18 protein-coding genes are annotated in these 21,373 nt (G+C 68.9%); 10 read left to right on the top strand and 8 right to left on the bottom strand.

The window, feature by feature from the left end:
* Nucleotides 1-22: 22 nt before the first annotated feature.
* Nucleotides 23-586, top strand: a complete 564-nt coding sequence (locus AVL48_RS04230) for an ArsR/SmtB family transcription factor (RefSeq protein WP_061985041.1) — start codon at nt 23-25, stop codon at nt 584-586.
* Nucleotides 583-1,827, top strand: coding sequence for an MFS transporter (locus tag AVL48_RS04235; protein WP_061985039.1), 1,245 nt, complete (start codon nt 583-585; stop codon nt 1,825-1,827). The genes AVL48_RS04230 and AVL48_RS04235 overlap by 4 nt, the downstream gene beginning before the upstream one ends.
* Before the next feature lie 102 nt (nt 1,828-1,929).
* Here the strand turns inward: AVL48_RS04235 and moeA are convergent, their stop codons facing one another.
* Complete coding sequence (gene moeA, locus AVL48_RS04240; protein ID WP_143104904.1) at nt 1,930-3,132, bottom strand: molybdopterin molybdotransferase MoeA; 1,203 nt, start codon at nt 3,130-3,132, stop codon at nt 1,930-1,932.
* Nucleotides 3,133-3,206: 74 nt separating this feature from the next.
* On the opposite strand from moeA, the gene AVL48_RS04245 reads away from it, so the two are divergent.
* The 5 genes from AVL48_RS04245 to groL all read left to right on the top strand — a co-directional run bounded on the left by AVL48_RS04245 (nt 3,207) and on the right by groL (nt 8,231).
* Complete coding sequence (locus tag AVL48_RS04245) at nt 3,207-3,884, top strand: TIGR00266 family protein (RefSeq protein ID WP_061985035.1); 678 nt, start codon at nt 3,207-3,209, stop codon at nt 3,882-3,884.
* 3 nt (nt 3,885-3,887) lie between these two features.
* On the top strand, nt 3,888-4,511 hold the full coding sequence (locus tag AVL48_RS04250) for an AIM24 family protein (RefSeq protein ID WP_061985033.1): 624 nt from the start codon (nt 3,888-3,890) through the stop codon (nt 4,509-4,511).
* Between the two features lie 114 nt (nt 4,512-4,625).
* Nucleotides 4,626-4,832 (top strand): cold-shock protein, encoded by a 207-nt coding sequence (locus tag AVL48_RS04255; protein WP_005164266.1) that lies wholly within the window; start codon nt 4,626-4,628, stop codon nt 4,830-4,832.
* A gap of 67 nt (nt 4,833-4,899) precedes the next feature.
* Nucleotides 4,900-6,351: a serine/threonine-protein kinase gene (locus tag AVL48_RS04260; protein ID WP_061985031.1), complete on the top strand. Its 1,452-nt coding sequence runs from the start codon at nt 4,900-4,902 to the stop codon at nt 6,349-6,351.
* A 251-nt stretch (nt 6,352-6,602) separates the two neighbouring features.
* Complete coding sequence (gene groL / locus AVL48_RS04265; RefSeq protein ID WP_034308290.1) at nt 6,603-8,231, top strand: chaperonin GroEL; 1,629 nt, start codon at nt 6,603-6,605, stop codon at nt 8,229-8,231.
* 152 nt (nt 8,232-8,383) lie between these two features.
* On the opposite strand, the gene AVL48_RS04270 is transcribed toward groL, so the two are convergent.
* Nucleotides 8,384-10,081: a hypothetical protein gene (locus tag AVL48_RS04270; RefSeq protein WP_061985029.1), complete on the bottom strand. Its 1,698-nt coding sequence runs from the start codon at nt 10,079-10,081 to the stop codon at nt 8,384-8,386.
* A 217-nt stretch (nt 10,082-10,298) separates the two neighbouring features.
* On the bottom strand, nt 10,299-10,523 hold the full coding sequence (locus AVL48_RS04275; RefSeq protein ID WP_061985027.1) for a PspC domain-containing protein: 225 nt from the start codon (nt 10,521-10,523) through the stop codon (nt 10,299-10,301).
* A gap of 366 nt (nt 10,524-10,889) precedes the next feature.
* Here AVL48_RS04275 and AVL48_RS04280 point away from each other — a divergent pair, with 366 nt between their 5' ends.
* Nucleotides 10,890-11,798, top strand: coding sequence for a M23 family metallopeptidase (locus tag AVL48_RS04280; RefSeq protein WP_061985025.1), 909 nt, complete (start codon nt 10,890-10,892; stop codon nt 11,796-11,798).
* 67 nt (nt 11,799-11,865) lie between these two features.
* Here the strand turns inward: AVL48_RS04280 and AVL48_RS04285 are convergent, their stop codons facing one another.
* Nucleotides 11,866-12,804, bottom strand: a complete 939-nt coding sequence (locus AVL48_RS04285; protein ID WP_061985227.1) for an o-succinylbenzoate synthase — start codon at nt 12,802-12,804, stop codon at nt 11,866-11,868.
* 66 nt (nt 12,805-12,870) lie between these two features.
* On the opposite strand from AVL48_RS04285, the gene AVL48_RS04290 reads away from it, so the two are divergent.
* Nucleotides 12,871-15,702, top strand: a complete 2,832-nt coding sequence (locus AVL48_RS04290; RefSeq protein WP_428839393.1) for an AfsR/SARP family transcriptional regulator — start codon at nt 12,871-12,873, stop codon at nt 15,700-15,702.
* 115 nt (nt 15,703-15,817) lie between these two features.
* Here AVL48_RS04290 and AVL48_RS04295 read toward each other — a convergent pair whose 3' ends face one another.
* The 3 genes from AVL48_RS04295 to AVL48_RS04305 form a co-directional block, all read right to left on the bottom strand.
* On the bottom strand, nt 15,818-16,633 hold the full coding sequence (locus AVL48_RS04295; protein WP_143104890.1) for a DUF72 domain-containing protein: 816 nt from the start codon (nt 16,631-16,633) through the stop codon (nt 15,818-15,820).
* Between the two features lie 52 nt (nt 16,634-16,685).
* Nucleotides 16,686-17,441 carry a DUF4253 domain-containing protein gene (locus AVL48_RS04300; RefSeq protein WP_061985223.1) on the bottom strand — a complete coding sequence of 252 codons (756 nt, stop codon included), beginning with the start codon at nt 17,439-17,441 and terminating at the stop codon, nt 16,686-16,688.
* A 173-nt stretch (nt 17,442-17,614) separates the two neighbouring features.
* The gene (locus AVL48_RS04305; protein ID WP_061985021.1) at nt 17,615-19,261 is read right to left on the bottom strand and encodes a DNA repair helicase XPB; all 1,647 of its coding nucleotides are present in this window, start codon (nt 19,259-19,261) and stop codon (nt 17,615-17,617) included.
* An 84-nt stretch (nt 19,262-19,345) separates the two neighbouring features.
* Between AVL48_RS04305 and AVL48_RS04310 the strand changes: the two genes are divergently transcribed.
* Entirely contained in the window at nt 19,346-19,984 is a 639-nt protein-coding gene (locus tag AVL48_RS04310; protein ID WP_061985019.1) for an LppU/SCO3897 family protein, read from the top strand.
* Nucleotides 19,985-20,337: 353 nt separating this feature from the next.
* Here the strand turns inward: AVL48_RS04310 and AVL48_RS04315 are convergent, their stop codons facing one another.
* Nucleotides 20,338-21,285 (bottom strand): ABC transporter substrate-binding protein, encoded by a 948-nt coding sequence (locus AVL48_RS04315; protein ID WP_061985222.1) that lies wholly within the window; start codon nt 21,283-21,285, stop codon nt 20,338-20,340.
* Nucleotides 21,286-21,373 lie beyond the last annotated feature (88 nt).

A 21,373-nucleotide genomic window follows, 5' to 3' on the forward strand; every position in this document is an offset into this window, starting at 1 on the left:
TGTGCAATTACTGTTGTGCGTTATGGCCGACCGTGAAGTGCGTGAAGTCCACGATTCGAAGGTGCTCGCCGCGATGTCCCATCCGCTGCGCCGCCGCCTGCTCGACGTCCTCCGCCTCGACGGCCCGTGCACCGCGTCGGTGCTCGCCGAGCGGACCGGGCAGGCCGTCGGCAACGTCAGTCACCACCTGAAGGTGCTCGCGGCCGGCGATCTGGTCGAGGAGGCGCCCGAACTCGCCCGCGACCGCCGCGAGCGCTGGTGGCGCCGCGTCGGCTACGCGGTTTCCTGGTCGCCGTCGGACTTCCCGGACGACCCGGTCGCGGCCGCCGCCGAATCCCTCGCCCTCGAACGCCAGGTTTCGATGGCGCGGCAATGGTTCGCCGAACGCGACAGCTATCCGGAGGAGTGGCATCGGGCCGCCTTCGCCACTGACAGCTGGGCGAAGATGTCGGTCGCCGAACTGGCCGAACTCGAGCAGAAGGTCCACGCGCTGATCAAGTCCTACAGCGACCGCGCGATCCCCGACGACGGCCAGGAGCGCCGCCCCGTCTTCATCTCCACCCGCGCCGTCCCGGCCCGTCCGTGACCACCCGAGAACGCGGCGGTTTGCTGCGCTCCCGGGACTTCCGCCTGCTGTGGACCGGTGAGACGACCAGCGTCCTCGGCAGTTCCATCGCCGTCGTCGCGCTCCCGCTCGTCGCCGTGGTCACCTTGCAGGCGAGCACCTTCGCGGTCGGCCTGCTGACCGCGGTCGCCTGGCTGCCGTGGCTGCTGATCGGCCTGCCCGCCGGTGCCTGGGTCGACAGACGGCCGAAACGCCCGGTCATGCTGATCTGCAACACCCTCTCCATGCTGGTGTTCCTGAGTGTCCCGATCGCCGCGTGGTGCGGGCTGCTCACGATGACCCAGCTGATCGTCGTCGCCTTGGCGGGCGGCGTCGCGAAGGTGTTCTTCAACGTCGCGTACCGCGCGTACCTGCCTTCGCTGGTCGACAAGGAACAACTTCAGGAAGCCAACGAGAAGCTGCAGGGCAGTGAATCCGCCGCGCAGATCGGCGGACCCGGGCTGGCCGGTCTGCTGGCGCAGGGTTTCGGGGCCGTCAGCGGGGTGCTCGCCGACGCCGTCAGCTTCGGGATCTCCGTGCTGTGCCTGCGATCCATCCGCCACCGCGAGCCCGAACGCCCGGCGAAGACGCGTTCGCGGCTGCGGGACGAGATCCGCGAGGGCCTCGCTTTCGTGGTCCACGACCGGTACCTGCTGGTTTTGGCGATCTTCGGCGCCATTTCGAACGTGGCGCTCATGGGCTACCAGTCGATCGAAGTCGTGTTCCTCGCCCGCGACCTCGGGGTCGGGCCGGGTGCCGTCGGACTCGTGCTCGCGCTGGCCGGGGCTGGTGGGGTCTTCGGCGCCGCGTTGTCGGGCAAACTCGCCGCTCAGGTCGGCACCGCGCGCTCTTTCGTGCTCTGTGAGGCTTTCGGGGCGCTCATGATGCTGCTGGGGCCACTCGCCCAAGGCGGCTGGGGGCTCGTGTTCTTCGTCGTCGCCGGGTTCGCGCTCAGCGCCGGTGTCGTCGGCTCGAACGTCCTCAACGCCACCTTCAAACAGCGCTACGTTCCGGCCGCGATGTTCGGCCGGGTCACCGCGAGCATGTCGGTGCTCAGCTTCGGCGCGATCGCGCTGGGCGGCCTGCTCGGCGGGCTCCTCGGCGAGACCGCCGGGGTGCGGCAGACGCTGTGGCTGATGGCCGGTCTCGAAGTCTTCGCCGTGTTCGCCCTGCTGTTCACGCCGATCGGCCGGTGCCGCGACTTCCCGGCGGATCGCGTTTAGCCCGCTAACCCCACCTCGGCCGGTGGTGAAGGCCTCCTTCCCTACCTTCAGGGTAGGCAAGGAGGCCTTCACGGACCCGGCGAGCGCGGCAGGGGAAGAGGGTCACAGCAGCAGGACGTCCACCTCGTCGCCCTGGTCGACCGAGTCCACGTCCTCCGGCAGCACGATCAGGCAGTTCGCCTGCGTGAACGCCGCCAGCAGATGCGATCCCGGCCCGCCGCGCGGTCCGACGATCCCGGTGACCTCGCCTTCGGAGTGCGTGTAGAAGCCCCGCCGGAACTGACGCCGTCCGGCGGGGGAGGTCATCGACTCGGTCAGCCGGGCCCGCACCTGCCGGCGGTCCACGCCCGCGTGCCCCAGCGCCGCGAGCAACGCCGGTCGCAGGAAGGCCTCGAAGGAGACGAGCACGCTCACCGGGTTGCCCGGCAACGTCACCACCGGCACGCCGTTCCACCGCCCGCAGCCCTGTGGCCCGCCCGGCTGCATCGCGACCTTCCGGAACTCCACGCCTTGCCCGGTCAGCGCGTCCTTGACGACTTCGTACGCGCCCGCGCTCACCCCGCCCGAGGTCACCAGCAGATCCACGTCCGCCAGCCGCGGCTCGATCACCGCGCGGAACTCGGCCACGTCGTCGACGACACTGCGCACGACCTCGGCCTCGCAGCCGAGCGCGCGGATCGCGGACGCCAGCATGATGCTGTTCGATTCGTAGATCTGCCCGTGCCGCAAGGGATTCGGCGCGTCGACGAGTTCGGTCCCGGTGGAGACGACAAGCACCTTCAGCGGCCTGCGTACCGGAACGTCGGCGAGCCCGACGGCCGCCGCGAGGCCCAGCTGCGCCGGGCCCAGCACGGTGCCTGCCGAAAGCGCCACAGTGCCTTCCACGACGTCTTCGCCGAGACGGCGGATATGCGCGCCTGGGACAGCTGTCCTGAGAATCCGGACGTCTGTCACGCCGCCGTCCGTGTGCTCCACCATCACCACCGCGTCGGCGCCGGGCGGCAGCGGGGCGCCGGTCATGATCCGGTGCGCCGTACCCGGCTCCAGCTCGCCGATGTCGACGCGCCCGGCGGGGATGTCGTCGGCGACCGGCAACGTCACCGGCGCTTCGTCGGCGGAGGCGACATCGGCGGCGCGGACGGCGTAACCGTCCATCGCGGAGTTGTCGAACGGCGGCAGCGAAACCCCCGCGAGCACGTCCTCGGCCAGGACGAGACCGGCGGCCGAAGCGAGCGGAAGACGGATGACGGGGGCGTTCCCGAGCAGGCCGGTGACGGTCTCACGGTGGGCGTCGACGGAGATCACGCGGACCATCCTCCCCCCTCCTCGGTCGCATGCAAGACTCTGCGCGTCACAACGACCACCGGGGAGACGAAGACATGCAGGTTCAGATCCGTCACCAGCCATCGTTCGCGGTGGCCAGGCTCATGCTCGCACCGGGTGAACCGGCGCAGGTCGAGTCGGGCGCGATGATGGCGACGAGTTACGGCGTGCAGGTCCAGTCACAGGCGCAGGGCGGCATCATGAAGGGCCTCGGCCGCGCCTTCCTCTCCGGAGAGTCCTTCTTCATCTCCACCTACACCGCCCCGCAGAACGGCGGCTGGGTCGACGTCGCCGCGAACCTGCCCGGCGACATGCAGATCATCAACCTCGACGGCCGAACCGGCTGGTGCGTCACGCGCGGCTCGTGGCTCGCCTCGTCCCACGGCGTGCAGACCGAAACCAAATGGGGCGGGCTCAAGAACCTCGTCGGCGGCGAAGGCGGCTTCCTGACCCACGCGACCGGACAGGGCCCGCTGGTCGTGGCCTGCTACGGCGCGCTGGAGACGGTCACCCTGCAGCAGGGCGAGGTGATCACCATCGACACCGGGCACGTCGTCGCGTTCGCCGACACCGTGCAGTACCAGATCCGGAAGGTCGCCACGGGCGTCATCCAGTCGATGAAGAGCGGCGAAGGCCTCGTCTTCGACTTCGCCGGGCCGGGCCAGCTGCTCACCCAGACCCGCAACCCGTCGGCGCTGTCCGCCTGGGTGATCGCCCAGGTCCCTTCGCGCTGAGCCATGCGCGTCCAGACCAGGCACACCCCGAACTTCGGGGTCGCGCGCGTGCTGTTGTCCCCCGGCGAAGCCGTCCAGGCCGCCGGGGACACCATGCTCGCCAGCAGTTTCGGCATCACCGAGACCGTTCCGGCGCGCGGGGGTTCCCGGGCGGGCAAGACCGCGCCGTCGGTGTTCAACGCGCCGGAGGGCGGCGGTTGGATCGACTTCGCGCCGCTGGCCGCGGGCGACGTCTACCCGCTGGAATTCACCGGCGGGGCAGGCTGGTGCGTGAGCCGCGACGCGATCCTCGCCCGGCCGGCGACCGTCAGGCAGGACCCCGGCTGGGCGCCGCTGCAGAAGCTCTTCGGGGCCGACGCGGGTTTCCTGGAGCATTACAGCGGAAGCGGCCCGCTCGTACTGGCCGCGCAGGGCCCGGTCGACGCCTTCGAACTGGCCGCGGGCGAACTCGTCACCGTCCGGCCGGACTTCCTGCTGGCCTATCCGGACACCGTGCAGTGCCGCCTCCGCGCCGTCGACCAGTCCGGCCCGCAGTCGGTCCGCACCGGCGAAGGGCTCGCCCTGGACTTCGCAGGACCAGGACGCGTCCTTGTGCAATCACGCAATAGGCGGCTTTCTCGCGGGTGACCTTGGGACGAATCGACCATTGCCGACGCCGGTGATTCGGGTAGCGTGAACCGCACTCGAAACCGCCGTCCGGGGCAGAGAAGGACGGCGAATCCCGTGCTGAGGGAGGGCGCCGTGGCAGTCGGCACCGTCAAGTGGTTCAACTCGGAAAAGGGCTACGGGTTCATCGAATCCACTGAGGGGCCCGACGTCTTCGTCCACTACTCGGCCATTCAGGCCGATGGATTCCGGACGCTCGACGAGGGTGATCGCGTGGAATTCGAAGTCCAGTCCGGGCGTGACGGGCGGAGTCAAGCGGCGGACGTGCGCAAGGTCTCCTGATCGGAGGAGACCTTGGTTCGGGCGAACCCCCGGCGGCCGCCGGAACTGGCGCGTTAGGCTGCGCTGCGTGACAGGCGATGAGTCGGGGGACCTGACCGGTCGTCGGCTGGGCAACTACCGCATCGACGGCGTGCTCGGCAAGGGCGGCATGAGCGTGACCTACAAGGCCACGGACGTGCGGCTCGGACGCAAGGTGGCACTGAAGGTCATCGGTGATCACCTCGGGGCCGACGCCGAGTTCCGCGAACGCTTCGTCGACGAGGCGCGGAACACGTCCGCGATCGACCACGCCAACGTCGTGCCCTTGTACGACTTCGGCGAGCTCGAAGGCATGCTCTACATCGCCATGCGGATGGTCGACGGCGGAGACCTCGCCGGCCTGATCTCCGGTGGCCCGATCGCGCCCGCCCGCGCGCTGACCATGCTCGACCAGGTCGCCGACGCGCTCGACACCCTGCACAACCGCGGTCTCGTGCACCTCGACGTCAAACCGGCCAACGTCCTGGTCACCAGCAAGGAGACCTCGCGCGAGCACGTCTACGTGGCCGACTTCGGACTCACCCGGCGCGGCGCCACCGGGCACCGGACCCGCGGCGGCGACTTCCTCGGCTCGCCCACCTACGCCGCCCCCGAGCACCTGCGCGGCGAGCCGCTCGACGGCCGCACCGACCAGTACGCGCTCACCTGTGTCCTCTATGCCTGCCTGACCGGCAGCCCGCCCTTCAAGGGCGACGTGCAGACGGTCATCAAGGGTCATCTGAACGGCGAACCCCCGGCCATCTCGCGGATCGTCGGCCTGCCTTCCGGCGTCGACGAGGTCATCCGCAAGGGAATGGCGAAGAATCCCGCCGATCGCTACCCGAACTGTGTTGAGATGATCGCGGCCGCCAGGCGCGCCCTGGGTCCGCTCGCGACCTCGAACGAGCCTCCGGGCCCGCCCGGGCAGGCGACGGCCGGAGGTGTCCAGCAGGCGGTACCGCATCAGGCGCCGAGGCAGCACACGCCGCCACAGGGAGAGGGGGGCCCCGTGCACCCGTACGGAGGACAGCAGCCGGGCTACGGCCAGCAGGGACCGGGGCCGCAGGGTCCCCAGCAACAGGGCCCGCCGCCGGGTTACGGCCCGCCGCAGCAGCAGGGCGGCTACCAGCAGCAGGGTGGGTTCCAGCAGGGTCCGCCTCCCGGTTACGGCCCGCCGCCGCAGCAAGGCGGATTCCAGCAGCAGGGTGGGTTCCAGCAGGGTCCGCCGCCGGGTTACGGTCCGCCGCCGCAGCAGCAGGGCGGCTTCCAGCCCAAGAAGAAGGGCGGTGGCGCCAAGTGGATCTGGATCATCGTCGGCGCCCTCGTGGTCGCCGGTGCGATCGTCGCCGCGATCTTCGTCTTCAGTGACTCGAGCGGCGGCAACGGACCGCAGACCACCGCGCCCAACATCCCGGTCGGCCCCGGCGGCTCGCAGTCGCAGACCCCGCAGTCGTCGCTGAAGGCTCCGCCGACGTCGATTCCCATCAAGCCGAGCACCTGACGCGCCACCGCGCTGACCTGCGGTTCTTGCACTCGACCCCGGAGAGTGCTAAACACGGTATTGGCACTCGACGCCGTCGAGTGCCAGGCGAGCGGTCACCGATCGCTCGTCTGAAGGTCGGGACGGTGAGGCCGCACCCTTCACGGGGTGGGTCGTCCGTCGCGGGCACCGAGCCTGGCCGAGGAAGAGTCCTGCTGCCGCCGCTGACCACAGCGCGGCGGTGGCGCCCAATACCGGAGGACCACACCGCAATGGCCAAACTGATCGCGTTCGACGAGGACGCCCGCCGCGGTCTAGAGCGCGGCTTGAACACCCTCGCCGAAGCCGTCAAGGTGACCCTCGGCCCGCGGGGCCGGAACGTCGTGCTTGAGAAGAAGTGGGGCGCGCCGACGATCACCAACGACGGTGTCTCCATCGCCAAGGAGATCGAGCTCGAAGACCCGTGGGAGAAGATCGGGGCCGAGCTCGTCAAGGAAGTTGCCAAGAAGACCGACGACGTCGCGGGTGACGGCACCACCACCGCCACCGTGCTCGCCCAGGCTCTCGTCCGCGAGGGTCTGCGCAACGTCGCCGCCGGGGCCGACCCCATCAGCCTGAAGCGCGGCATCGAGGCGGCCGTCGAGGCCATCACCGAGCAGCTGCACAAGATGGCCGTCCAGATCGAGACCAAGGAGCAGATCGCTGCTACCGCCTCGATCTCGGCCGCTGACCGCACCATCGGCGAGCTCATCGCCGAGGCGCTGGACAAGGTCGGCAAGGAAGGCGTCGTCACCGTCGAGGAGAGCAACACCTTCGGGCTCGAGCTCGAGCTCACCGAGGGTATGCGCTTCGACAAGGGCTACATCTCCGGTTACTTCGTGACCGACCCGGAGCGTCAGGAAGCCGAGCTCGAGGACCCGTACGTCCTCCTCTTCGGTTCCAAGATCTCCACCGTCAAGGACGTGCTGCCGCTGCTGGAGAAGGTCATCCAGTCCGGCAAGCCGCTGCTGATCATCGCCGAGGACGTCGAGGGCGAGGCTCTGGCCACCCTGATCGTCAACAAGATGCGTGGCACCTTCAAGTCCGTCGCCGTCAAGGCCCCGGGCTTCGGTGACCGCCGCAAGGCGATCCTGCAGGACATCGCGATCCTGACCGGTGGCCAGGTCATCTCCGAGGACGTCGGCCTCAAGCTGGAGAACGCCGACCTTTCCCTGCTGGGCAAGGCGCGCAAGGCCGTCATCACCAAGGACGAGACCACCATCGTCGAGGGCGCGGGCGACGCCGACCAGATCCAGGGTCGCGTCAACCAGATCCGTGCCGAGATCGACAACTCGGACTCGGACTACGACCGCGAGAAGCTCCAGGAGCGGCTGGCGAAGCTGGCCGGCGGCGTGGCCGTCATCAAGGCCGGTGCCGCCACCGAGGTCGAGCTGAAGGAGCGCAAGCACCGCATCGAGGACGCGGTGCGCAACGCCAAGGCCGCCGTCGAAGAGGGCATCGTCGCCGGTGGTGGCGTCGCTCTCATCCAGGCCGCCGAGGCCGCTTTCGCCGGTCTGAAGCTCGAGGGCGACGAGGCCACTGGTGCCAACATCGTCAAGGTCGCCGTCGAGGCGCCGCTCAAGCAGATCGCGATCAACGCCGGCCTCGAAGGCGGCGTCGTGGCGGAGAAGGTCAAGTCCCTCCCGCAGGGTCACGGCCTCAACGCCGCCACCGGTGTCTACGAGGACCTGCTCGCCGCCGGCGTGCCGGACCCCACGAAGGTCACCCGCTCCGCGCTGCAGAACGCCGCTTCCATCGCGGCGCTGTTCCTGACCACCGAAGCCGTCGTGGCGGACAAGCCGGAGAAGGCCTCGGCCGCTCCCGCCGACCCGTCCGGTGGCATGGGCGGCATGGACTTCTGAGTTCGAGCCGTTGACACCGGAAAGCCCGGACGCGCCTCGCGCGTCCGGGCTTTTCTTATGTCGTGCGCCAATTCGTGGCGAATGCTGTTCCCGATGTCGCATACGAGACGCCGGGGCATGTCCCCAATGTGGCATTGGAGACGGGCGGCGTCTTACCGTTGCCCGTCCACCACGTACTTCCCGCCTTGCTGCCGCCGGTCGTTCTCGTACGGGTCGACGGAGGTCGGTTCCGAAGGTTTCCTCGGTTCGAGGCCCGTCCGGTCGGTTTCGCCCGCCTCCTTGCCCGCGCTTTCCGTCTCCACCGTCTCGGGATTGGGGTCGATCTTCCCCCGGTTCTTGTTGGCGCTTTCCCAAGCGGCGAACAGCTTCTTGAGATCGTCCGAAAGTTCGCCGTCCGTTTTCGCGTAGGCTTCGGCCGCCTTCCTGAGCTGCTCACCGGCGAGGATGAAGCGGGCGCAGGTCGTCCTCATGAACTGTTCGACGGCGTCGCGGATCTCCAACGTCGTGTCGTCGCCCGTGCACGTCTGCTCGTCCCGGCCCGCGAGATGCCGGTCGGCGACATCGGCCTGGGCGAGAATCCGCAGTTGGGCCGAATAGGCGTCGGCCGCTTCGAAGCAGGTTTGCGCCACCCTCAGCAGAAAGTGGACCTCGACCCTGATCCCCTGGTATTTCGCGCGATCGGTCTGGTTCGGCAGCGTGTTCGCGGTGAGGTCGTAGAGTTCGAGGTTGTAGCTGTGCACCCCCGCGATCGCCTTTTGCAGAGCCAGCACGTCCCCGCCGAAGTCGGCTTCGAGGCCGGACAGCGCGTTGTGTTCGTCTTGGATCGACGTGGTGAGCTTCTGCAGGATGTCCTGGAGGGACATGGCGTCTTGCTCGACAGTGTGTCCCTTGAGGGCTCCGCCGACGAAGCCGGCCAAGGTCAGGACGGCGCCGACCGGGCCGAGGACCTTCCCGCCCGCCTCGTTGACGGTGTTCACGACCTTGCTGAGCTTCGCCCCCGCGGCCAGCAGATTGCTCACGATCCCGTGGATCGCTTGTGCTCGATCGAGCTTCTCCAGGATCGCGTCCGCGGTCGAGACGGTGAGGGTGATCTTCTCGTCCAGTTTCTTGGTGGCCCAGTTGAGTCGTTTGATGGTGTTGAGCCGGGTGACCTGGATCGTCGTGGCGCGCGTGGAGTACAGGGTGGACAGGCTGGCGAGGATGAGTGCCTGGTTCAGCATGGTCGGCGCGATCGAGGCGAAGAATCCGGCCCTGAAGGCCTGGGCGGCGAGTCCGGTCCACTCGATGAACCATTCCTCGTTCTCGCTGGTCGTACCGTCCAGCCACTCGACGTTCCGGACGACCTCGCCCTGCCCGAGCAGTTCGGTCACCCGTCCGTTCTTGTCCTGGAAGCCGAGGTTCCCCGCGACGTTCAGGAACGTGTTGTGGGCGGCCTCCAGCTTCGAGAGGTCGGGCCCCTCCAGCTGCGGGACGAACTTCGCGACCTCCTGCCGCCGGTTCCACGCCAGCCGCTCGATCTGGGCCAGGTTCCGTTCGACATGGCACTCGACGTACTTCTGGGTCTGCGGATTCCAGCCCTGGCAGTGAACGTCCTTGTAATGGCCGAGCATGCCGTCCGTGACCCAGGTCAGGTAGCCGCAGATATCGTCGGCGCCCGAGAGATGGCCGTACGATTCGGCCGGCCACTGCCAAGCCCAGGGCTCCGTCGAGCACGGGACGGCGGTCGAGAGACGCGTCATGGCCTCGACGGCTTCTTCCATCCAGCGCTTGGTGAGCGCTTTGTGGAAGTCGTCCAGCGCGCCGTCGAGCATCCTCTTGTACTCGCTGAGACTCAGATACTTGCCGGCCATGGAGGCCCCCGCTTCCGCTCCCTGTGACAAAGTCATGGGGAGTGTAACGGCGTCCGCGTGATCGCGCGGCCGAAAAGCGAAAAGGCCCGGACATCCCCATGTCCGGGCCCCTCGCCTGATCCCCCTGTTCCCCCGCACCCCCGGCCCGGATCGCGTTTAGCGGGCTGAACGCGATCAGGTCGCCGCCGTGTCCCCTGCACGCGGCGGCAGCCCGTGTTCAGGAGTCTTCGGCCTGCTCCGGAGTCAGGAGCCACGCGGCGGCGTAGACCGGGATCGCGAACCCGGCGGTGAAGAAGACGCTCGCCACGAGGGCGATACGCAGGATCGCGGCGTCGACGCCGAGGTAGGCGGCCCAGCCGCCGGCGACGCCCGCGAGCATCTTGTCGGTGCGGCTGCGGTAGAGCTTCTTGGTGGCCTGGGGGGTGTACACGCTGTTCGTCATGGCTCCATGTTCGCCTCGGAACGACCCTCGGCACATCGGGGGACGGCCCGGAGCCGACCCTGGAATCGGACCCCTGAGGGTCGGTGAAACCGGATGCCCGGCGGGTGACTTCGCGAGTACAACTCGCGGCGCCGCCGTACTCGGCCAGAACGCTCGGGACGAGCTCGGCATCTGCGTCGAGCCGCCGGACAGTGGGAAGCAGGAGCGGGACCCGGCCGCCGAATCCGCGAACCAGGGAAGTTCTTGATCCGCCGCGCGGTCATCGAGCGGGTCGGCTGAGGCGCCCGCACCGGAGCCGGGTCGTTTGTATCTCACTTGTACGCCCTTTCGGGACGCTTCTCACGAAACGCCGAGAAAGGACATCCGATGAGATTCAGACGAGTGGTCACCGCGGCCGCCACCGCGTTGCTGGGCATGGCCGGGCTGGCGATCACCGCGACGTCGGCCGAAGCCGCCGTCGGTCCGCGTCCCAACTTCCAGCTTCCGTTCCCCTGCAACCAGGTGTGGAACGGCGACAACGACAACAGCAGCGCGCACCGGGCATACGAAATCGACTTCAACCGCGGCGGTTCCGCGGACGCGGACCTCGGTGACACGGTCGTCGCCGCGGCCGCCGGCAAGGTGGTCACGTCGGCGCACCAGGGTTCGGCCAACGGCTTCGGCAACCTGGTGAAGATCGACCACGGTGGGGGATGGTCGACCTACTACGCACATCTGAAGGTCCGCTCGGTCGCGGCCGGCGCGCAGGTCGCGCAGGGCCAGAAGATCGGCGAGGTCGGCAACACCTCCAAGCCGGGCAACAACATCAGCCCCCACCTGCACTACGAAGTCCGCACCAACGACGCCGCGTGGCCGGACAACATCAAGCCCGCGTACTTCAACGGCGTGAAATTCGGCTACCCCAACGCCAACGTGACCTCGAAGAACACCTGCAGCGGCACCGGGAACCCCAACCCGTATGACGCCGTCGAGGTGTGCGGCGACGACTACAAGGTGATCGACTCGCAGGCACTCGGCAGCGCCGCCACCACGTACCTGCTGTACAACGGCACGACCAAGGCCAACTGCGTCACCACCATCAAGGCGACCTCGGTCGGCACCGGCAGCGCGGTTTCGGCCTTCCTCGAAGTGGAAGGTTCGGCACGGAAGACCGACTCCGGCAGCTTCGAGTACTACGCCGGTCCGGTGAGCGCGGCCGCCGGCGCCAAGTGCGTCAAGTGGGGCGGTTCCGCCGGTTCCGTCAGCTACGAATCTCCGCTGGAGCACTGCGGCTGACCCGTCGCCCGAGCGTGAGATGAAGGACGCTTTCATAGCGAAATTCGCTATGAAAGCGTCCTTCATCTCACCGGAGGTGGGCGCGGACGCGGGTGAAGCGGGCCTCCCAGGCCGACCGGACGTCCGGGGCGGCGGCGTGCGCGGAGAACAGATCCGGTTCCGGAGCCTGGCGCGGCACCGGCAAGTGACCATCCACAGGGGACAGTGAAGCGCCACAGACATCCCCGGTCAGCAACGACATCGTGCCCAGTCCGCACGCGAAGTCCAAAGTGGGCAATGCGCCAGCGAGCGCCAGTCCGGCGGCGAGTCCGACGCTCGTCTCGACGGCGGAGGACACCACGCACGGCAGGCCGCAGGCTTCGGCGACCTCCAGCGCGCGCCGGACCCCGCCCAGCGGCGCGACCTTCAGCACCGCCACGTCGGCGGCCCCCGCCACGGCCACCTTGAGCGGGTCTTCGGCCCGGCGGATGGACTCGTCGGCGGCGATCCGGACTCCGACCCGGCGCCGGACGTCGGCCAGTTCCCCGATCGAAGGACACGGTTGCTCGACGTACTCCAAACCTCCCGCCGCGCGGTCCAGTTCACCGATGGCCTTGACCGCGGTGTCCACGTCCCAGGCCATGTTCGCGTCGACGCGGACCGCGCCGGACGGGCCGAGCGCGGCACGCACCGCCTCCACCCGGGCGCAGTCCTCGGCGAGGCTCACCCTCGGGTCGGCGACCTTCACCTTCGCGGTGCGGCAGCCCGAGGCGGAGACGAGTTCGTACGCCTTTTCCGGCGACACCACCGGGACGGTCGCGTTCACCTCGACGCGGTCCCGTACCGGTGACGGCCACCCGCGCTCGCTCGCCTCCAAAGCGGACGCGAGCCACGGCGCGCTTTCGGTGTCCGAGTAGTCGGAGAACGGGCAGAACTCGCCCCAGCCCGCCTCACCGCGGATCAGCAGTCCTTCACGGACCGTGATGCCGCGGAACCGCGTGCGCAGGGGGATCGCGTAGACATCCATCGACACCGATCATGCCACCGTCGGAAGCACGTGCCGTTTCGTCCGATCCCGGACAGAATGAGCGACGTGGCACTCGACTTTCGCGTGCTGGGGCCCACCGAGGTCACGGCGGACGGGCTGCCGGTGCCCCTTGGCGGCAGCAGACCGCTCATCGTGCTGGCCGGCCTCCTGCTGCGCGCGAACAGCGTGGTGCCGGTCGAGGAGCTGAGCCGCTGGCTGTGGCCGGACGACCGGCGGCGGTCCAAGGGCGCCTTGCAGACCTACATCCTGCGGGTCCGCCGCGCGCTCGGCGACGAGGTCACCATCCGCACCGAACGCGGCGGCTACCTGCTCGAACTCGACGAGAACCTGCTCGACCTCGCCCGCTTCCGCGCGCTCGCCTCGGCGGGAGCGAACGCCGCGCGAGACGGCGACCTGCGTGAGGCCGCGGCGAAGTTCGCCGCCGCGCTGTCCGAATGGCGCGGCCCGGCGTTGCAGAACGTCCATTCCGAAGCGCTGCTTCGGGACGAGGCCGACCAGCTGAGCGAGGAGCGGCTCCGCGTCCGTGAGCAGTGGGCCGACGCGCTCATCGCCCTCGGCGAGCACGCCACCGTCGTTCCCGAGCTGACCAGGCTGTGCCGCGAGCATCCACTGCGGGAGCGGCTGCACGAACAGCTGATGATCGCGCTGTACCGCTCAGGCAGACAGGCCGAGGCGCTGAACGTCTACCGCCGGATCGGCGCGGTGCTGGCCGAAGAGCTCGGCTTGGACCCCGGTGCCTCGCTGCAGCGCGCGCACCAGGCGATCTTGACCGGCGAAGAGTCCGTCGAGACCACATTGGACTCCGAGCTGACGCGGTACCGCCTCGGTGCCGAACCGCTGATCCCGCGCCAGCTCCCGACGGATCTCCGGGTCTTCTCCGGTCGTCAGCGCGATCTCAAGGCACTGCACGAACTGGTCCCGGAGGCGCTCGACACCGAGAGGTCGACGCCGATCGCGTCGATCGAGGGCATGGGTGGCATCGGCAAGACAACGCTCGCCGTCCATTTCGCGCACGAGGTCGGCGAGCAGTTCCCCGGCGGCCAGGTGTACCTCAACCTGCGCGGATACGGCCCCGGTGAACGGGTCGAACCCGCCACCGCGCTCGAAACGATGCTCGTCTCGGTCGGCGTCCCGGCCGACCGGATCCCCGCCGACGTCGACGGCCGCGCGGCCACCTGGCGCACCTACAGCGCCGGCCGCCGGATGCTGATCCTCCTCGACAACGCCGCGAGCACCGAGCAGGTCCGGCCGCTGCTGCCCGGCCCCGGCTGCCTGGTGGTGGTGACCAGCCGCTGGCAGTTGCAGGCGCTCGCGGCGACCCATGGCGCGCGTCGCGTCGCGCTGGAAGAGCTGCCGGACGAGGACGCGATCGCCCTCGTCGCTTCGACGATCGGGCTGGACCGGGTCAGCGAGGATCCCGAGGCAGCCGAACGGTTCGTCCGCTACTGCGGCGGACTGCCGCTGGCCATCCGGATCCTCGCCGTACGGGCGGCGCAGTTCCCCGATCTCGCCCTGCGGGAGTTCGTCCGGCTGCTCGACGCCGAACAGGACAGGCTGGGCTCGTTCGACCTCGCCGACGGCGACGAGACGAACATCCGGGCCGTCTTCTCGTACTCGTACCGGGCGCTCGACGCACGCGCCGCGCGCATGCTGCGGCTGCTCGGCCTGCCGACCGGCGGCGACTTCAGCGCGCCCGCGGCCGCGGCGGTGGCCGGGGTCGACATCGCGGAAGCGCAGGAGGATCTGGCGAAACTGGCTTCCGCGCACCTGATCGCGCGGTCCCGGCCCGGCCGGTACCAGTTCCACGACCTCATCCGCGCGTACGCGGCCGAGCTTTCGGCGAGACTCGACGGACCCGAAGTGCGGGCCGAGGTGCTGGACAGGTTGCTCCACGCTTCGCTGGGGTCGGCGCTGAACGCGTCTCGGCTGTTGCGGCCGGAACGGCGCTACCGGGTCATCGAGCCGGGACGTTTCGCCGACGCCGGGGTGAAGTTCGGCCATTACGACCAGGCTCTGGACTGGTTCGACGAGGAGTGCGGCAACCTCATCGCCGTAGTGAACGTCGCGTACCGGGAAGGGCGGCACCGGGACTGCTGGCGGCTGGCGTGGCTCCTGCAGTCGTTCTTCATCGTGCGGGCACGGCTGGAGGACTGGCGTTCGGTGTTCGACGTCGCCTTGCGCGCCGCGCGAGAAGCGGGAGACAGGACCGGTGAGGCCGTGATGCTGAGCGGGCTCGGCGTCGCTTGCGGCGTGGGCCGCCAGTACGAGGACAGCGTCGTCTACCTGAAGCAGGTGGTCGAGCTGCAACGGCAGCTCGGCGACCGCGAGGGCGAGGCGCGTGCCCTGTACAACCTCACGCTGGCCAGCCGGAACCTCGAAAGCGCCCAGATCGCGTGGGAGTACGGGACCGAGGCCCTGCGGTGCATCCGGGAGTACAACGTCGGCGACGGCATGGAGGCCGACGCACTGCAGGCGCTCGGCGACATCTGTACCGACGACGGACGGCACGAGCAGGCGCTCGAGCTCGCCGACCGGGCGCTGGCCCTGCGGGCGCACGCGCTGCCGGACGAGGCCCGATTCGCCTTCCACACCAAGGGCGTCGCGCTCGTCGGGCTCGGCAGGAGCGATGAGGGCATCGCCTGCATGCGGCGGGCCGTCGAGATGTTCTTCGCCCACGGCGAGCTCTACGAGGCGGCCGACGTGCTGGCCCAGCTCGGCGGAATCCATCTCCGGCACGGTGATCCCTCGGCGGCGCGTGACTGCTGGCTGCGTTCGGTCCGGGTGCTGACCGAGCTGTCGCATCCGGACGCCGAGGACGTCCGGACGAAGCTCGCCTCACTCGTGGGCGACGGGGTCAAAACGGATCAGAATTGGTGAGGCACGGGCGCCCGGCGTGCCGACCCCCAGTCGCAGCACGCGAGTACGCCCGTGACCTCATGGCTCACTTAACAGGACACCGCTCACTGTGCGCTGACTGTGCAGCGTGCGCGGCTCACGCCAGGAGTTTCGCGAGCGTGATCGCGTTCTTCGGTGCCTCGACCTTGACGTCGTTGTCGAAGTAGACGTACGTGTCGCGATCCCACCGCTCGATCTTGCGGGCCCACTCTTCGAGGACGTTGTCGCGATACCCGCTGACGTACAGCTCCTCGTCCCCGTGCAGGCGGACGTAGGCGAACTCGTCGCTCGTCATCTCTTCGATGAACGGGAACTTGCCCGCGGTGTCGGCGACCACGAGCGCGATGCCGTGCTCGCGGAACAGTTCGAGGCTCTCCGGCTCGGCGAAACTCGGATGCCGTACTTCGACGGCGTGCCGGAGCTTCCGGCGCGGTTGCGGGTCGGTGTGCGCTTCGCCCTTGAGTTTGTCGTCGTGTTTGCTCGCGAGCTTGGCGGCGGCGTGGCTGGTGCGCGGCAACAGCTTGAAGAACTTCTCGACGCGTTCGGCGTCGAACGCCAGCCGCGGCGGCAGTTGCCAGAGCAACGGACCCAGCTTCCGGCCGAGCGCCAGCACGCCGGACGCGAAGAAGTTCGCCAGCGGCGTTTCGACGTCACGCAGTTGCATCATATGCGTGATGAAGCGGCCGCCCTTCACCGCGAAGACGAAATCGTCCGGTGTCTGCTCGACCCACGCGCGGTATCGCTCGGGCCGTTGCAGGGAGTAGAACGACCCGTTGATCTCGGCCGAGTTCATCCGGCTGGACAGATATTCCAGCTCGCGCCGCTGCACGAGGCCGCGGGGGTAGAAGTCCCCGCGCCACGGCGGATAGCGCCAGCCCGAAGTACCGATCCTGATCTCGGCGACGTCGATCACCACCTTTCCGCGCTGCGGTGATTCCCCCTCTCGATCCGGCGCAAACGCCCGCTCAGGCCCACGAGAACCGCCACCGGCGGGTCTGGACGAGACTGGAGGCGAACTCGCGCAGATTGCCCGGCTGACCGGCGAACGCGGGCAGGCAGAACGAGCGATGCTCGGCGGCGACCGTGAGCGCGCGGCCCTGCGTGCGCGGCGGCGCGGCCACCGACAGCTCCAGCGAGTCGAAGCCCAGCACCGTCAGCGTCGCGCCGAAGCGGTCTTCCCAGCTGCGCAGCACCGCGGAGAGCTCGTGGACCTGGTCGGTCGCCTTGATCATGCCCGTCCAGCCCAGGATCGCCGGGATGTCGGCAGGCCGTTCGGTCTGGACCAGCGCGAGCCGGTGCGGGGCGCGCGCGGCCAGGATCGACCCCGTGTTGCCCGCCTCGGCCAGCGGATCCGCCCGGCGCGAGGGGCGGCGGGCGAGGCCGGGGAACTTCGCGCCGAAGGGGCGCAGGCAGGCGCCGTCGCAGCACGACGTGTCCCACCAGCGGGCCAGCACCTCGGCCGGATCCACCGAAGAGATCCGGTGGTCGGCCGGGGCGAGCCTCCCGCGGTCGTCGATCCAGTCCTCGCCGTTGACCGCGAACCGCTGGTCGTGCGGGATCAGCACCGGCCACAGCCCGGAGCGATCGAACTCCGCGACGCAGCCGGTATAGCGCTCTGGCCTGGCCAACGGCAGATCCGATACCCAGATCCGGCCATGCCATCGGCCGGGCGGCAGGGTCTGGACGGGCGGCGTGCCTTGGCGGAACGGTGCGATCGTCATCGGCTTCCCCTCGAACTGGTGTTCGGTCAACTCTACCCGAACACTAGTTCGAAGCACCGACAGTTTTCGATACCCCGTTTGCGGGACCCCGCTAGTCCTCCCCGCGCGTTTCGTCCTCTAAACGCGTTCCTTGCAGGCGCAAGTACCGCGTTCAGAGGACGAAATGCGGGAGGTCACAGGGGGCGAAGCAGGTCGTCCGCGTCCACGATGTGGTACGCGTAGCCCTGTTCGGCCAGGAATCGCTGCCGGTGCGCCGCGTACTCGGTGTCGACGGTGTCCCGCGAGACGACCGAATAGAAGTGCGCCTGCCGTCCGTCGCCCTTCGGTCGCAGCAGGCGTCCGAGGCGTTGCGCCTCCTCTTGCCGTGAGCCGAACGTGCCGGAGATCTGGATCGCCACCGACGCCTCCGGCAGGTCGATCGAGAAGTTCGCGACCTTCGAAACGACCAGCGTCCTGATCTCCCCGCGCCGGAACGCGTCGAAGAGCTCCTCGCGCTCCTTGTTCCGCGTCGCTCCCTGGATCACCGGCGCGTCCAGTTCGTCGCCGATCATCTCCAGCTGGTCGAGGTAGGCCCCGATGACCAGCGTCGGTTCGCCGGGATGCCGGTCGACCAGCGACTTGATCACCTTGGTCTTCGTGTCCGCGGTCGCCGCCAGCTTGTACCGCTCCTCGGCCTCGGCCGTCGCGTACGCGAGCCTCTCGGCGTCGGTCAGGGTCACCCGGACCTCGGTGCATTCCGCCGGCGCGATCCAGCCCTGCGCCTCGATGTCGCGCCAGGGGACGTCGTACCGCTTCGGGCCGATCAGGGAGAACACGTCGCCCTCGCGACCGTCCTCGCGCACCAGGGTCGCGGTCAGCCCGAGCCGCCGTCGCGACTGCAGGTCCGCGGTCATCCGGAAGACCGGCGCGGGCAGCAGGTGGACCTCGTCGTAGACCACCAGGCCCCAGTCGCGCGAGTCGAACAGGTCGAGATGCCGGTACTCGCCCTTGGTCTTGCGCGTGACCACCTGGTACGTCGCGATGGTGACCGGCCGGATCTCCTTCTTCTCGCCGGAGTACTCGCCGATCTCCTCCTCGGTCAGCGAGGTCCGCGCGATCAGTTCCCGCTTCCATTGCCGCCCGGCGACGGTGTTCGTCACCAGGATCAGCGTCGTCGCCTTCGCGTGCGCCATGGCCGCGGCGCCGACCAGCGTCTTGCCCGCGCCGCAGGGCAGCACCACGACGCCGGACCCGCCGGCCCAGAACGCCTCCGCGGCCTTGCGCTGGTAGTCGCGCAGCTCCCAGTCGGCCTCGTCGAGTTCGATCGGGTGGGCCTCACCGTCGACGTAACCGGCGAGGTCCTCCGCGGGCCAGCCGACCTTCAGCAGTGCCTGCTTGAGCCGTCCGCGTTCGGACGGGTGGACGATGACGGTGTCCTCGTCGATCCGCGCGCCCAGCATCGGGCTGATCTTCTTGTGCCGGAGGATCTCCTCCAGCACCGCGCGGTCGATGGTCGACATGACCAGGCCGTGCGCCGGGTGGTTGGCGATCTGCAGCCGCCCGAACCGGCCCATCGTGTCCACGATGTCGATGAGCAGGGGCTGGGGCACGGGGAACCGCGAGTACGTCGTCAGCGCGTCGACGACCTGCTCGGCGTCGTGGCCGGCCGCACGGGCGTTCCACAACGCCAGCGGCGTGATCCGGTAGGTGTGGACGTGCTCGGGCGCGCGTTCCAGTTCGGCGAACGGCGCGATGGCGATCCGCGCGTCGTCGGCCTGGCTGTTGTCGACCTCGAGGAGCACGGTCTTGTCGGACTGGACGATCAGCGGGCCATCGGTCACCTTTCCTTTATACGTTCCGGCCACATTCGCCCCCGCCGCGGCACCGCTGGTGGAAGGATGCGGGACAGGTGACTGGAGGGGATCTTGACGAATACACCGACCGGCGGCGCGCCCGAATACGACCCGTTCACCGCGCCCGCCCTGCCGCAGGCGCCCTCGATGCCGGAGGTGGGGCCGCCGACGCCGTTCCCCAAGCCGCCACCGATCAGCGTCCTGGCGAAGGTCTCGATCGTGCTGGGCGTCGTCGCCGCGCTGGGCCTGGGGAGCCTGGCCGCATGGGGGATCTCACAGGCGGGCAGGTACTCCTCGGTGGAGGCGGGCAAATGCCTGTACCTGACCGACGAGGCCGGCGGCGCCCAGAGCTACACGACGGCCAGTTGCACATCGAGCCGTGCGACCTTCCGCATCGACGACGTCCGCACCGGCTCGTCCGAATGCCGCGGCTCGGACTATGTCCAGTTCGAGCTGTACGGCGGTTCTTCCAGCCGGAAGGCCGAAAAGACGCTCTGCCTGGCGCTGAACGTCGAGACCGGGGACTGCCTGCGCGACGTCGTGCACGAGACGCGGATCGCGAAGGTCCGCTGCACCGACATCACTGCCGAGGCGCGAGCGACCGTACTGAGTGGATCGTCGGCCGTCTGCATGTCGGAGGACACCGAGTTGCGCTACATCGGGCCGCCCGTGCGCACCGTTTGCCTGCGGCCGACCGGGGAGAACATCTAGCGCAGGGCCGCCTGCTGGTCGTGAGTGGCGATTCGGGTTAGAGCGAACCCTCTCTTAGGTACCTACTCGTCACCTGCGGTCTTGCTCGCGTGAAGTACATGGAGAAGTTCCGCTGGCGTCGCCGCCCATCTCACACCTTGATCAACGGAAGATCCGGGACACTCAACGTCCCTGATCTTCCGTTGATCAAGCTCATGCCGACCGGCAACCCGCACCAGCCCCGCACCAGCGGGTAACCAAAAACAAGTCTCCCAAAGAGTCCTCACGGCCAGGCGGCTACCGGGCTCACCCGCCGTAGGTACCTCGAACACCCTTGGTTAGATGCCGAATCGCCACTCACGACCACCAGGTCTCTAGCGCGGCACCATCGCCTGGACGTCGAGCCGCGCGCCGATCATCCCGGAGTTGTGCATCAGGTCGGCGACGCGTTGAAGCCGGATGCCGTTGAGGGAGACCGGGTACGTGCCGAGTGAGATCAGCGATGCCGTGGTCCGGTCGATGTCGGAGAACGTCGGCAGCGCGTCGCGGACGATGGCCGGGTCGGCCGCCCGAATCTGCGCTTCGCCGAGCACCTTTCGGAAGGCCGCGAGTGTGCGGGCGTTGGCCTGGCCGAAGCCGCCGGTCGAGACGTAGGACGACATCGGGAAGTCCAGTGTCGCGCCGCGCGCGCCGTCGGCGAGGATGCTCGCCCCGAGTTCCTTCTCGGCCCTGGTGATGTACGGCTCGACCATCCACGCGGCGTCCACGTCGCCGCTCTGCAGCGCCTGCGGCATCCGGTCGAACGCGTGCTGCTTGAACTGGATCCTGTTCACATCCACCCCCGCGGTGCCGAACACCGCGCGGGCGGCGAGCACGCCGACGTCGTCGAGCATGTTCACCGCGATTTTCGGCGACTTCTTTTGTGTCGGTTCGGTGTACTCGGAGCCGGGAAGTGTGACGAGCGCCATGGTGTTGCGGCCCGCGGTGTAGGCCTCGCCTTGCAATTGCAGTGCCGTCCCGGCCGCGGCGGCACGGAAGATGGAGACGTCGCTCGCGAACGCGATGTCGATCTCGCCCGCGGAAAGTTCGGTGATCGCCTGGTCGGCGGGGGTGTCGACGAGGGTCACGGAAAGACCGGCGGCGGTGAACTTCCCGCCGGCGACGGCGACCCTCAACGGTGCCGTGTCGATGGGGCTTCCGACGCCGACCCGCAGTTCGGTCCGTTCGAGCGGGGCGTCGGAAGTGCGGTCACCATGGGAAAACACTCCGCAACCGGCCAACGCCAGCAGAGCCCCTACCAGCGGAATCGCCAAGACGCGCATCATCGCCACCGCTCACCTACCGAGAGAATGTGCTCCTCCTTCTGGATCGTATGGTCCGGGCCCCATACGATCGCGTGCGGGAGACGCC

The sequence above is a fragment of the Amycolatopsis regifaucium genome (assembly GCF_001613935.1).
GTDB classification, from domain to species: domain Bacteria; phylum Actinomycetota; class Actinomycetes; order Mycobacteriales; family Pseudonocardiaceae; genus Amycolatopsis; species Amycolatopsis regifaucium.

Bases quoted from the DNA above. Each gene is read 5' to 3' on its own strand.
- AVL48_RS04270 (WP_061985029.1), bottom strand. From the start codon at position 10,081: ATGGCCGGCAAGTATCTGAGTCTCAGCGAGTACAAGAGGATGCTCGAC.
- AVL48_RS04250 (WP_061985033.1), top strand. From the start codon at position 3,888: ATGCGCGTCCAGACCAGGCACACCCCGAACTTCGGGGTCGCGCGCGTG.
- AVL48_RS04315 (WP_061985222.1), bottom strand. From the start codon at position 21,285: ATGCGCGTCTTGGCGATTCCGCTGGTAGGGGCTCTGCTGGCGTTGGCC.
- AVL48_RS04230 (WP_061985041.1), top strand. From the start codon at position 23: ATGGCCGACCGTGAAGTGCGTGAAGTCCACGATTCGAAGGTGCTCGCC.
- AVL48_RS04245 (WP_061985035.1), top strand. From the start codon at position 3,207: ATGCAGGTTCAGATCCGTCACCAGCCATCGTTCGCGGTGGCCAGGCTC.
- AVL48_RS04285 (WP_061985227.1), bottom strand. From the start codon at position 12,804: ATGGATGTCTACGCGATCCCCCTGCGCACGCGGTTCCGCGGCATCACG.
- AVL48_RS04280 (WP_061985025.1), top strand. From the start codon at position 10,890: ATGAGATTCAGACGAGTGGTCACCGCGGCCGCCACCGCGTTGCTGGGC.
- AVL48_RS04300 (WP_061985223.1), bottom strand. From the start codon at position 17,441: ATGACGATCGCACCGTTCCGCCAAGGCACGCCGCCCGTCCAGACCCTG.
- AVL48_RS04275 (WP_061985027.1), bottom strand. From the start codon at position 10,523: ATGACGAACAGCGTGTACACCCCCCAGGCCACCAAGAAGCTCTACCGC.
- groL (WP_034308290.1), top strand. From the start codon at position 6,603: ATGGCCAAACTGATCGCGTTCGACGAGGACGCCCGCCGCGGTCTAGAG.